Here is a 10,779-nt window from a genome sequence, read left to right on the forward strand (position 1 = left end):
CTTTAGGATTAAATAAATTAAGAAGCCATATTTCGGCAAGTTTCAGCACACTCGCGACAAATTTTAGCACACTCTTGGCAATGCGCATCTTGGAACTTTTCACATTCAGTCGCACATGCTTCACAAATTGTCGCACATAGTTGACAGTGTTGTTGTGCAAACGCGCTATTTCTTGCCATATAAGCAATTGCTTGTAAACAAATTTCTGCACAATCATTTAACGTTTGAATACAATGAACTCTTGCTTGCACATCTTGTTCTTGTAAACACGCAGTTGTACATTCTTCACAGGCTCTTGCACACTTTACACATGCTTCAATACAGTTGTCCATGTTAGTTGGTGATGCTGATAATACACCCATTTCTAAAACCTCCATATAATTTTATCAGTGTTAATATCAACAACAACTTGAACTTCTATTCAAATATTATTAGCGTAAGTACATTCTTTTTATTTAAATTTGGTTGGGGTAATTATAATGCACTTACGGAGATATTTAGCTGAATTTATAACAAAGGGTATGTGTGAATGAACCAAGGTAGTCAAAATAACCAACAGAATTATAAAGTTTATATTTATAAATCTCCATTAGCAGCAGCTATGTGGTCTGCTCTGTTGCCTGGATTCGGTCAACTTTATGTTCGGGATTATATAATAGGCTTTTCCTTGGTGGCTTGGGAAATTGTAGTCAATATCATGTCTAAATAAATTGGTCTATATATTATTCCTTCAATGGAGAGTTACATAAATCAGCGGAAGTTATAGATTGGGGTTGGGGTTTGTTCTATCCTTCGGTATATGTTTTTAACATCTGGCATGCTTATGACAGAGCCAAAGTAATAAATAGTGAGCTTGAAAGCAGAGGAGAGCCTAAACCTCCTAAATTAGCAAACAATTTAGGGTTCTTCACGGGACTATTTGTTGGTATGTTTTATGGACTGTTCTGGCAATTTTTAATCAGCCCTGTTTTTAGTGGGGTAATTTTAGGGATAATTTATCATTCGAAAAAGTTTTCTAACCAGTCTTCAATGATCCAAATTATTGTACATCCTGATACACCATTGTTTTGAAAAATAACAACAGATTACGACAAAGTTAATTATATTTTTAATTCCATATTATATTTAACTTTGTCATAATACGTTTTAATAATAGGTTAGTTAAAAATTTGCTTCATTGTTTAAAAAGTCCCCGCACAGCAACATTTACCACACGAGGACTTTGATTTTTAATGACAATATTTAATTATATTTGACGACAAAGTTAATTATTTTGTGTGACAAAATTAATTATTGACCACAACTGAACAACAGATTGTCGTTCTTAACTATTACTCCACTGTCACACTCTTCGCTAAGTTACGTGGCTTATCAACATCACAGTCGCGGTGCAATGCCGCATAATAAGCAAGCAACTGCATTGGCACGACACTTACTAGCGGTGTTAGCAAGTCATGAACATGCGGCAATACAAATGTATCACTCTCTTGTTCTAAGCCTTCCAAGCTAATGATACATGTGTTAGCTCCACGAGCGGCTACCTCTTGCACATTTCCGCGGATGGAATAGTTCACATTTTCTTGGGTGGAAAGAGCAACTACAGGCGTTCCATCCTCTATTAAAGCAATAGTACCATGCTTTAACTCTCCACCAGCGAAACCTTCCGCTTGAATATAAGAGATTTCTTTAAGCTTTAATGCCGCTTCCTGAACAACGAAATAGTCCATTCCACGTCCAATAAAGAATGCATTACGCGTTTCCGAGAAATATTCTTTTGCTATCTTTTCAAATGCTTCTTTTTGGTCGGTTAAAGATTCCATGACACTTGCTGCAATACCCAGTTCTTTCAGTGGATCAAATTCTAAGTCCAATCCTTTTGCTTTCGCCGTATCTACTGCCAAAATAGCTAAGACAGCAATTTGTGCTGTATATGCTTTTGTGGAAGCAACAGCAATCTCTGGTCCTGCATGTAAGTGTAACGTATAGTTTGCTTCACGAGAAAGGGTGGATCCCGGCACGTTTGTAATGGTTAGTGCAGGGTGTCCTAATTCTTTAATTCGCACTAATACGGAACGGCTATCTGCTGTTTCACCACTTTGTGAAATAAACACAAATAATGGCTTTTCAGATAGTAAAGGCATATTATAAGAAAACTCACTGGCAATGTGCACTTCTACTGGCACATTTGCAATCTTCTCGATAAACTGCTTCCCTACAAGTCCTGCATGGTAACTCGTTCCTGCTGCAATAATATATACACGATCGGTATCCATCATTGCCTGACGAATATTCGAATCTAATTTAATGTTATCTTGTTCATCCTGATACTCTTGAATAATTTTTCGCATAACAAATGGCTGTTCATCAATTTCCTTCAGCATGAAGTGTGGATACGTACCTTTTTCAATGTCCATTGCATCAATCTCAGCAGTGAAAGGTTCACGCTCAATCGCCTTCCCATCCAACTGTTGAATCTCAACATTTTCACGTTTTACAATGACGATTTCTTTATCATGAAGTTCCAAATAACGATCGGTAACTTTTAACGTAGCCATTGCATCGCTAGCAACAACATTAAAGTTATCACCTAAGCCAACAAGCAATGGACTTTTATTTTTTGCTACATAGATTGTATCTGGATCCTCTGCGTCAATTAGTGCAATTGCATATGAACCTTTCAAAAGCGCAATTGCTTTACGAAATGCTTGAAGTACATCATTGTATTCTTTATTTAATACTTCGATTAACTGGACGATTATTTCCGTATCTGTTTCACTTGCTAAAGAAACACCTGCTAAATATTCATCGCGTACTTCGTAATAGTTTTCAATAACCCCGTTATGAACAAGGGTGAATCGACCAGACGCGCTTTGATGCGGATGGGCATTTTCTTCACTCGGTTCTCCATGTGTTGCCCAGCGGGTATGGCCAATTCCCATTGTTGCATGAACATTGTTATCTACTTTTTCGCGAAGGGATGCAATACGACCTTTTACTTTAAATAAATTCAATCCATCATCATTTAACGTAGCAATCCCTGCTGAATCATAGCCTCTATATTCTAGTTTCTCTAATCCGTTCAGTAAAACTTCCTTTGTATCATTACTTCCAATATATCCGACAATTCCACACATAGCTTTGTTTCCTCCTTAAAATTAAGGGGCAAACAAACAACTTCAGGTACTATTTCGTGTATTACACGTTTGTAGTTCTTGGGGCGTTTATTTGCCCCTTTCTCGCGTTGTTGTTACATCCTGTTTTTATTCTTGTACAAAGAGTCACCTCTTTGTTTTCAAATAAAAACGTAACGGTTGAGATGTACAACCGGGAGGCATCCGCCGAACTTGCTCGATAAACCTCCTCCTCGTCAACTACCTCCCATTCGTCCCGGGAAATAGTTCAGGCGCTTTTATTAACTTAAACATCGGTCCTCCTTCTGATATTTGAATGAAATATCCACACCATTACAAAGGCGGGAACTGATTTCATTCTACTTGAGAAAGAAAAAACACGCAATAGTTTTATTTTTACATTCTCATGTTTTACTTTATGCACTTGTGTCATGGAATGTGATGTGTAATATAGGAGAGGCCTATTTAAAAAAAGTGCGAACAGCATAGAATGCTGTTCGCACTTTTGTTTTACTTCTCTTTCATCCCTAATAACGTGTCAATTACTTGAACAACTTCATCCACATAACGATGACAGTCTTCTTCAGTAGGAGCTTCTACCATTACACGTACCAATGGTTCTGTTCCCGATGGACGTACTAATACTCGACCATCATCGCCCATTTCTTTTTCTACTTTTTCTATTACTGCTTGAATTCTCGAATTGACTAGTGCTTCGTGTTTATCAATTACTTTAATATTTTTCAAAACTTGCGGGAATTTTTCCATTTGTCCTGCTAACTCGGACAGAGGTTTCCCAGTTTCTTTCATCACATTCACTAACTGTAACGCTGTGAGCATACCATCACCGGTTGTATTATAGTCTAAAAATATAATGTGACCAGACTGCTCTCCGCCTAAACTGTACCCACCTCTACGCATTTCTTCCATTACATATCGGTCTCCAACAGCCGTTTTATCACTTTTCATGCCCTCTGCTTCTAAAGCTTTATAAAAACCAATATTACTCATTACTGTGGAAACAACGGTCGAATGTCGAAGTAATCCTTTATCATTTAGATACTTAGCACATATGTACATAATTTGGTCTCCGTCTACAATCTTTCCTTTTTCATCAATTGCAATGAGGCGATCACCATCACCATCAAATGCCAGGCCGACATCTGCCTCTTTCTCTAACACAAACGCTTGTAACGTTTCTGGATGGGTAGATCCAACTCCATCGTTGATATTTAACCCATCAGGAGATGAACCAATCGTAGAGATATCTGCCTCTAAATCTGCAAATAGATGTGGCGCTAAGGACGATGTTGATCCATTGGCACAGTCTAATGCGATATGTAACCCTTCAAAATCCAAGTCAATCGACTGTTTTAAATATTGAATATACTTTTGTCCACCCTCGAAATAATCATTGATTTGACCTATATCTCCCCCTACAGGTCTTGGCAAAGTATCTTCATTTTGATCAATTAATTCTTCAATTTCTTTTTCTTGCTGATCATTTAATTTAAAGCCATCAGGACCAAAGAATTTAATTCCATTATCTTCAACCGGATTGTGGGATGCTGATATCATAACTCCTGCTTCTGCACTCATTGCTTTGGTTAAAAAAGCAACTCCTGGAGTAGAGATCACACCAAGGCGCATAACTTCCGCACCAATAGACAAGAGACCAGCGGCTAACGCATTTTCCAACATATTACCTGATATCCGAGTATCACGTCCAATTAATACTTTCGGTTTGGAAGTTTCTCTTGTTAATACAAAACCGCCAAATCGGCCTAATTTAAATGCTAATTCAGGTGTTAACTCCTTATTTGCTATCCCTCTGACTCCATCCGTTCCGAAATATTTTCCCATGATGCACCTCTCCTTTACTTCCTTTTAAAACTAATAGCATCAATTTAAACGTTCTGAGATGTTTTTTCTCTGTTATACGTCCTTTTTTCTGTTAATCTATTTGCACCGTAGCTCGAGCTAATTCCGGTACTGCTGTAATATCATCTAATTCTTCTATTTGAATCGTTAGATCATACTGTCCTTCTTGACGTTCATCGATATCAATAAAAGGTTGTATATCAGTTTCAGGCAGGTCATCGATAATACGCTCAGGTCCAGTAACTATTACATCTGCTACTCCATTTACCGGATTAATAAACGTTACTTCCAACCCATCATTGATATTTCGAGGTTCGATCGGAACGTCTTCAAACGTTCGCTCTGTTGTACGGTCTACTTCAATGATAACCGTAACGCTCTCCCGGTCAATCAACCTTAAATTAGTCGGGATATCCAATTCTACTTCCCGAGATTCTCCTTGAGATATCGTTGATAAATCAATGGCTTTCGTTGAGATTGAGTCTAGGTTTGTCAGTACCTCTTCCGACGCAAAAACCCTAACTTCTTCAGGTTCAACGGCAAGAGATCGAATTGATATACCTTCCTGTGTCTCTCCAGTAGTCACCACTTCAATTGGAAGGTTTTTACTCGGATTACTTATACTAACAGAAACATCAACTATGACAGGTTCTACCCGAACATTTAGTTCATTTCCTTGTGCATCATAGACTTTCACTGGTGACTCTTGTTCTTCTATAGGCATGTCCACTCCACGAACATCAACAAAGGCTTTCACGATAGCAATTTTTTCGACGACACTTCTTGAACTTGTAATCGTCACTTGTCCAGGGTTCACTTGAGCATCGCCAATTTCAAAACCAGGTTCTATTAGATTTTCATTTATATAATCAACGGTCACATCAAACACTTCTGTTGCTCTTTCTTCTATCGTTACTTCTACTTCCTTAGGTTCAATATAAACAGATAAGCTGTCAGATATACCTGTATATTGAACTGGAACCGTATAGGTGCCTGATTCAAGGTCTTCCAAGTCTAAAAACATATCAAAGGATTGTTGGGTTGCAGTTGAAGTAACAACACTATTTGGCCCTTCTAATGTCACGGTTACAGTTTTAGGAACTCCACTAACGACGTATTTATCTTCATTAATTTTTATATTCAAAGGAACGTCTTCAATTCTTTGCGCTTCTTCAGAGCTACTTAGAAAATCTAGTGCTGCATCCGATTGATAATTATCATCATCCAGACTAACAGCAGAGAATAATAACAAAGCTAAAACGAGAGACAAAGCACGAATTACCCAAGGATTTTTTAACCATTCATCCATTTTTCTTCCCCCTCCAACTCCAGCTTTTTGACGTAGGGGCTTTTAATTTATTTTCTAACTCTTTTTGTAGTAGCTCGACTAATTTATCTTGATCTAAATCCCTATGTAGCTCCCCATTTTTTGAACAGGAAATTTGACCTGTTTCTTCAGATACAACAATGGTTAATGCGTCCGTAACTTCACCTATCCCCATCGCTGCACGGTGTCTCGTTCCTAGTTCTTTGGAAATAAAAGGACTTTCTGAAAGTGGTAAGTAACAGGCTGCTGCTACAATTTCTTCATTCCTTATAATGACCGCACCATCATGAAGTGGTGTATTCGGAATAAAAATATTTGTTAATAATTCATTTGTCAGTTTGCCGTGAATAGATATTCCAGTTTCAATATAATCCCCCATTGCTGTTTCTCTTTCAATGGTTATGAGAGCACCTATTCTCCGTTTAGCCATGTAAGTACAAGATTTAACAATCGCGTCAATGGTGCGATTTAAGCTTTCCTCTTCAGAATGGCTATTTCTTGAAAAAAAGCTTCCTCTACCTAATTGTTCCAATGCTCTCCTTAGTTCTGGTTGAAATAAGATGATGATTCCGAGAAACCCCCACATAATTGCCTGTGACATAATCCATTGTACGGTTCTTAAATCAAAAACGATACTTAAGAACCATATTCCTAAAACGACAAATATTCCTTTTAGGAGTTGGATTGCTTTAGTTCCCCTAATCAACATAATTAACTTATATAATACATACCAGACAAGGGCAATATCGACACCAATTCGCATAAGATTTAATAGATTGAAACCCCCATCAAGCATGGTGACACATCCTTCTATCCATTGGTTTTCTCTTCCTATCTCTTTGTAATGACTTCATCTATTATAGCATACTTTTTACATATTAAATAATACGCCAACCTATGCATAGAAAGCAGATTTACATCATACATTTACAACAATAAATCCCTCTATAAAGTACTCACTTTTATTAAAACATCAAACAACCTTTGTTGTCACATCTTTAACAACAAAGGCTGATTTTAGATAATTTTCATGAGTTATAGGGAAGACCAAGTAGTACCGACTACCTCACATGTTAAAATACTATTTACTCGTGAAAGCGAAGATATCTTTTGTGATGTCTTTAAGGGAATACCAAAACCACTCAAAGATTTGGTTGACCTGCTCCAATTCCCCAGTAACTTCTCCTGCTGACGCCATTAAATGCTCTCCGTTTATGATGACAACATCTCCATTGACGGCACCTTCAATTTTAAGATTACCATTTTTTACAACAAGATCACCTTCAACAACAACACCTTCTGGTACAATTACCGTGTCATTTTCTATGATTAAATTCTGTTCTTTAGAAACAGAAAGGTGTCCATCTTGATTCCAAGCTGAAAAAACACTAGTAAACATTAAGATGAAGAAAATGGCAGCAGCTGTTATGGCAGGATGTGCTTTAAACCAACGTAAATAGCTGATACGCTTCTTCTCTTTAGGTAAACTATTTATCACTTTATTCGTAAAATTTGGTGATGGCTGTAAATGGCTATTACTTTCTAATAACGTTATTGTTCGTTTCAATTCTTGAAAATGATTTTGACACTCCTTACAGGATTGTAAATGTGTACGTAATTGTTGCTCTTCCTCTTTATTTAAGTCTCCATCTAAATAATGATGCATTAACTGTATAAATTCTTTCTTACAGGTCATTGGTAGCACACTCCTTTATACGTGGCGAAGCCTTTTTCGAAGTGCTTCTCGTCCCCTGTGAATTCTTGTTTTCACTGTACCTATCGGAATATTTAAAATATCACTAATTTCTGCTAGTGATAGTTCATCTACAAATCGCAAGGCTATAACACTTCTATATTTAGTTGGTAATGCCATAATTTCATTTTGAATATACGTCTGTATTTCTAAGCTTTCAACTTCTTCTTCAGGTTGTACTTGATCAGCAGGAAGCTGTGAATACATATTTAAGCCATCTGTTCCTTGTACCTCAGCATCCAAGTAATAATCTGGCTTTTTTTTACGAATTCGATCAATCGTCAGGTTTGTTGCGATTCGATATAGCCAAGTAGAAAATTTACGATTATCATCATAGGAATGGATATTTACATACGCACGAATAAAAGCCTCTTGTGCAAGGTCCTCAGCCTCATGTGTATTCCCAATCAATCGATAACAGATTTGATAAACTTTACTTTGGTGAAAGGCGACTATCTCTTCAAAAGCAGATTGATCTCCTTTTTTAACTAGTTTGATTTTTTCTTTTATTTTAGTTTCCATTAGTTATTACCTCCGCTATTACTGCGGTCACTACTCATACGAGTGACAGTTCCTTGAGGTTTCATTATTTTTATAATTTTCATTTTTACGAACAGATGTTTATTCTTTTGTCATTATGGGTAAATTTCTACAAAGACATTATATCAGCTTGGGAGGTCGACATGGATAAAAAACTGTATCTTTTAAAAAGAATTGAGAGGTGTCGTGCAGAGATGATTGAATTATCAAGTATGAATGACCTAACCTCAGATGCAGTGATCGCCGCAAGCGCTGAGCTTGATTTTCTACTTAATGAATTTGATAGAGTAAATGAACTTAACCCTACTTAGAACAATATGATTAACAAGAAAAAATTCAACAAACAGCTGTCATAGCTGTTTGTTTTTTATTTTTGTGGTTGGTGATTTCGCTTTATATTCATGAACTAAAACATATTTCCTTTATAACCCTTAACTTAAAAAAGGACTGACCCCCCACTTTTAGTGAAGACCCAATCCTTGGCATAAATATGTATGGTGGAGCCTAGCGGGATCGAACCGCTGACCTCCTGCGTGCAAAGCAGGCGCTCTCCCAGCTGAGCTAAGGCCCCATGAAAAAAGAACGACTAAATTAAGATGAGCAATGGAGGATTCCGACGCCGCAGGCTAGTCCTTGTTTCCACCATGTTTTAAATCAAAACAAGGGGAACCGTAGGTGAGAATCCTTCACCATAACTTCTTTGATGAGCCATGGAGGATTCGAACCTCCGACCCTCTGATTAAAAGTCAGATGCTCTACCAACTGAGCTAATGGCTCCTAATATATATTTCCTTATTGTTCTATAGCTTTTTTTATCGGAATGACCTCTGCATCTTCTAGCTTATTCGATGATGATTGATGCTTCGAGGTTACTCGTCGATTATTCATGGAAGCATCGCTCGTTGCTCTACCAACTGAGCTAATGGCTCCTAATATATATTTCCTTATTGTTCTATAGCTTTTTTTATCGGAATGACCTCTGCATCTTCTAGCTTATTCGATGATGATTAATGCTTCGAGGTTACTCGTCGATTATTCATGGAAGCATCGCTCGTTGCTCTACCAACTGAGCTAATGGCTCCTAATATATATAAAAAATGGCTGGGCTAGCTGGATTCGAACCAGCGCATGACGGTACCAAAAACCGTTGCCTTACCGCTTGGCTATAGCCCAATAAAAATAGTGCTTATTTAATATATGCACTTTGATCAAAATTATAATAGTAAATGGTGGAGGGAGTAGGACTCGAACCTACGAACCCGATGGGAGCGGATTTACAGTCCGCCGCGTTTGGCCAACTTCGCTATCCCTCCGAGAATCATCGTTAAAAATAACTGGTGCCGGCCAGAGGACTTGAACCCCCAACCTACTGATTACAAGTCAGTTGCTCTACCAATTGAGCTAGACCGGCTTAATTTAACTTTTATTAAAAAAGGTTTCCTTACTTTTGTTATCGTCGTTCCATTCTCAGTAAGCTTAACCAAGTAGTTTCTCGAATGGCACGCTGTTGATTATTCACTGTAGTAAATTCGATCGTGCTCTACCAATTGAGCTAGACCGGCAAAATGGTGGAGGATGCAGGGCTCGAACCTGCGACCCCTTGCTTGTAAGGCAAGTGCTCTCCCAGCTGAGCTAATCCTCCTCTAATAAGATAAGTTATTTTCAACTATGTGAATAAACTTGGTGACCCGTACGGGATTCGAACCCGTGTTACCGCCGTGAAAGGGCGGTGTCTTAACCACTTGACCAACGGGCCAAAATATTAGCAGAGCTTCCAGCCGGACTTGAACCGGCGACCCCTTCCTTACCATGGAAGTGCTCTACCGCTGAGCTATGGAAGCAAATGGCTCCACAGGTAGGATTCGAACCTACGACCGATCGGTTAACAGCCGATTGCTCTACCACTGAGCTACTGTGGAACGTTGAGATTGTTAGTTCAAAAGCTTGTACTTCTCTATTAAATAATAAAGTATCTTCTTATCGGCTATCTGTAAACAATCTTATGATGCTTCACAAAGTCAACAAACATTCTTGCTGATATATGAGAAGTTTAGCCTGGCGACGTCCTACTCTCGCAGGGGCAAAGCCCCAACTACCATTGGCGCTGGAGAGCTTAACTACTGTGTTCGGCATGGGAACAGGTGTGA

At 38.1% G+C, this 10,779-nt stretch carries 9 protein-coding genes, 9 tRNA genes and 1 rRNA gene; 2 read left to right on the forward strand and 17 right to left on the reverse strand.

The window, feature by feature from the left end; all coding sequences use genetic code 11:
* Positions 1–17: 17 nt before the first annotated feature.
* Positions 18–362 (reverse strand): four-helix bundle copper-binding protein, encoded by a 345-nt coding sequence (locus JOC48_RS18700; protein ID WP_204501934.1) that lies wholly within the window; start codon positions 360–362, stop codon positions 18–20.
* A 167-nt stretch (positions 363–529) separates the two neighbouring features.
* On the opposite strand from JOC48_RS18700, the gene JOC48_RS18705 reads away from it, so the two are divergent.
* Positions 530–709: a hypothetical protein gene (locus JOC48_RS18705; protein ID WP_204501935.1), complete on the forward strand. Its 180-nt coding sequence runs from the start codon at positions 530–532 to the stop codon at positions 707–709.
* Between the two features lie 622 nt (positions 710–1,331).
* Here the strand turns inward: JOC48_RS18705 and glmS are convergent.
* From glmS to sigW, 6 genes are all read right to left on the reverse strand, one after another.
* The gene (glmS, locus tag JOC48_RS18710; RefSeq protein WP_204501936.1) at positions 1,332–3,134 is read right to left on the reverse strand and encodes a glutamine--fructose-6-phosphate transaminase (isomerizing); all 1,803 of its coding nucleotides are present in this window, start codon (positions 3,132–3,134) and stop codon (positions 1,332–1,334) included.
* A gap of 507 nt (positions 3,135–3,641) precedes the next feature.
* Positions 3,642–4,994: a phosphoglucosamine mutase gene (glmM, locus tag JOC48_RS18715; protein WP_204501937.1), complete on the reverse strand. Its 1,353-nt coding sequence runs from the start codon at positions 4,992–4,994 to the stop codon at positions 3,642–3,644.
* 91 nt (positions 4,995–5,085) lie between these two features.
* A complete protein-coding gene (locus JOC48_RS18720) occupies positions 5,086–6,321 on the reverse strand; it encodes a CdaR family protein (RefSeq protein WP_204501938.1) in 1,236 nt (411 codons plus the stop codon).
* Positions 6,314–7,135, reverse strand: a complete 822-nt coding sequence (gene cdaA / locus JOC48_RS18725; RefSeq protein WP_204501939.1) for a diadenylate cyclase CdaA — start codon at positions 7,133–7,135, stop codon at positions 6,314–6,316. Before cdaA ends, JOC48_RS18720 begins: the two co-directional genes overlap by 8 nt.
* A gap of 285 nt (positions 7,136–7,420) precedes the next feature.
* Entirely contained in the window at positions 7,421–8,035 is a 615-nt protein-coding gene (locus tag JOC48_RS18730) for a zf-HC2 domain-containing protein (RefSeq protein ID WP_204501940.1), read from the reverse strand.
* Positions 8,036–8,050: 15 nt separating this feature from the next.
* On the reverse strand, positions 8,051–8,614 hold the full coding sequence (gene sigW, locus JOC48_RS18735) for an RNA polymerase sigma factor SigW (protein ID WP_204501941.1): 564 nt from the start codon (positions 8,612–8,614) through the stop codon (positions 8,051–8,053).
* Positions 8,615–8,775: 161 nt separating this feature from the next.
* Here sigW and JOC48_RS18740 point away from each other — a divergent pair, with 161 nt between their 5' ends.
* On the forward strand, positions 8,776–8,943 hold the full coding sequence (locus tag JOC48_RS18740) for an aspartyl-phosphate phosphatase Spo0E family protein (RefSeq protein ID WP_204501942.1): 168 nt from the start codon (positions 8,776–8,778) through the stop codon (positions 8,941–8,943).
* A 184-nt stretch (positions 8,944–9,127) separates the two neighbouring features.
* Here JOC48_RS18740 and JOC48_RS18745 read toward each other — a convergent pair.
* The 10 genes from JOC48_RS18745 to rrf form a co-directional block, all read right to left on the reverse strand.
* Positions 9,128–9,203: transfer RNA gene (locus JOC48_RS18745), tRNA-Ala, on the reverse strand.
* 133 nt (positions 9,204–9,336) lie between these two features.
* Positions 9,337–9,409: transfer RNA gene (locus tag JOC48_RS18750), tRNA-Lys, on the reverse strand.
* Between the two features lie 321 nt (positions 9,410–9,730).
* Positions 9,731–9,805, reverse strand: a tRNA-Gln gene (locus JOC48_RS18755).
* Between the two features lie 54 nt (positions 9,806–9,859).
* Positions 9,860–9,945, reverse strand: a tRNA-Tyr gene (locus tag JOC48_RS18760).
* A gap of 22 nt (positions 9,946–9,967) precedes the next feature.
* A tRNA-Thr gene (locus tag JOC48_RS18765) sits at positions 9,968–10,043 on the reverse strand.
* A 155-nt stretch (positions 10,044–10,198) separates the two neighbouring features.
* A tRNA-Val gene (locus tag JOC48_RS18770) sits at positions 10,199–10,274 on the reverse strand.
* Between the two features lie 39 nt (positions 10,275–10,313).
* A tRNA-Glu gene (locus JOC48_RS18775) sits at positions 10,314–10,388 on the reverse strand.
* A gap of 13 nt (positions 10,389–10,401) precedes the next feature.
* Positions 10,402–10,473: transfer RNA gene (locus JOC48_RS18780), tRNA-Thr, on the reverse strand.
* 3 nt (positions 10,474–10,476) lie between these two features.
* A tRNA-Asn gene (locus tag JOC48_RS18785) sits at positions 10,477–10,551 on the reverse strand.
* A gap of 134 nt (positions 10,552–10,685) precedes the next feature.
* Positions 10,686–10,779: ribosomal RNA gene (gene rrf / locus JOC48_RS18790) — 5S ribosomal RNA — on the reverse strand; the annotation flags it as partial.

It is taken from the genome of Aquibacillus albus, assembly GCF_016908325.1.
Taxonomy (GTDB): domain Bacteria; phylum Bacillota; class Bacilli; order Bacillales; family Amphibacillaceae; genus Aquibacillus_A; species Aquibacillus_A albus.

Excerpts from the sequence above, each read along its gene's own strand:
- JOC48_RS18700 (WP_204501934.1), bottom strand. The coding sequence starts at position 362 with ATGGGTGTATTATCAGCATCACCAACTAACATGGACAACTGTATTGAA.
- JOC48_RS18705 (WP_204501935.1), top strand. The coding sequence starts at position 530 with ATGAACCAAGGTAGTCAAAATAACCAACAGAATTATAAAGTTTATATT.
- glmS (WP_204501936.1), bottom strand. The coding sequence starts at position 3,134 with ATGTGTGGAATTGTCGGATATATTGGAAGTAATGATACAAAGGAAGTT.
- glmM (WP_204501937.1), bottom strand. The coding sequence starts at position 4,994 with ATGGGAAAATATTTCGGAACGGATGGAGTCAGAGGGATAGCAAATAAG.
- JOC48_RS18720 (WP_204501938.1), bottom strand. The coding sequence starts at position 6,321 with ATGGATGAATGGTTAAAAAATCCTTGGGTAATTCGTGCTTTGTCTCTC.
- cdaA (WP_204501939.1), bottom strand. The coding sequence starts at position 7,135 with ATGCTTGATGGGGGTTTCAATCTATTAAATCTTATGCGAATTGGTGTC.
- JOC48_RS18730 (WP_204501940.1), bottom strand. The coding sequence starts at position 8,035 with ATGACCTGTAAGAAAGAATTTATACAGTTAATGCATCATTATTTAGAT.
- sigW (WP_204501941.1), bottom strand. The coding sequence starts at position 8,614 with ATGGAAACTAAAATAAAAGAAAAAATCAAACTAGTTAAAAAAGGAGAT.
- JOC48_RS18740 (WP_204501942.1), top strand. The coding sequence starts at position 8,776 with ATGGATAAAAAACTGTATCTTTTAAAAAGAATTGAGAGGTGTCGTGCA.